Genomic DNA, 872 nt, shown 5'->3' on the forward strand with positions numbered 1-872 from the left:
AGCAGGATAGAGCAACGGCCTTCTAAGCCGTCGGTCAGAGGTTCGAATCCTCTAAGGCGCGTAATAGGACTGATACAAAAAAGAGCGATTGGATCTATCCAATCGCTCTTTTTATACCATTTAGATAACCTATGAATCTATATAAATGGTATGTCTCAACTTGTGACTAACGATCTCTAAAAATTTAAGATAATACTTTAGGGTTCCTTTTAGAACCTATTAATAATATGTTTTCCCGTCCTGACGAACAGGTATCACCCTATATTGTTCTTGTTTATTATATTTTTTTTGTAAAAAATCTATAAATTCAATATGATTTACAACTACTTTGATAATCTCTGCTGAAAGCATTGTTTTTGTCATGTCACAACTAATAGCTAATTTTTTTAACTTGTCATGAGTATCTTGATCAAGTGAAGCATTCACACGAATTTTTTTATCAGAACGAACTTTGTCTTCTTTCTTACGTAAGTCTAGACTAATCACTCTATCCCTCCTCTTTTTTTATTTTCAGCATCAGATTTTTAAAAGTTAAGTCACTAACACCGTTACAGATTTCATCCGTTAGTCTGTAACTATGTTACGCTGTTACATTAGGTAATATGCATTCATATCAATACTTCAAGCTCCCTCGTAGGATATATGGAATGTCGGTAACCTCTATTAATTACTTTCAAAAAAACCACCATCTCCCCTACTACTTAATAAACATTTACATCTTAGTTGTTGACTTCTGCGAATTTATGCAGTAGAATGTTTTAAGTATTTAACTGACTCAAGAAAATAGTTTATTTCTTTCAAAAGAAGTATTGACTTCTACGAAGTTAAATGATATACTAATTACTCAGTCGTTGGTTGTTCAAATGTTTTGT

Annotated in this window: 1 protein-coding gene; it reads right to left on the reverse strand. The window is 32.2% G+C overall.

Annotated features, from left to right (window positions below; genetic code table 11):
- Window positions 1–219 precede the first annotated feature (219 nt).
- A complete protein-coding gene (locus tag FS935_RS23115) occupies window positions 220–486 on the reverse strand; it encodes a hypothetical protein (protein WP_146950939.1) in 267 nt (88 codons plus the stop codon).
- Window positions 487–872: the final 386 nt, after the last annotated feature.

This window comes from Metabacillus litoralis, from assembly GCF_007994985.1.
In the GTDB taxonomy this organism is placed as follows: Bacteria; Bacillota; Bacilli; order Bacillales; family Bacillaceae; genus Metabacillus; species Metabacillus litoralis.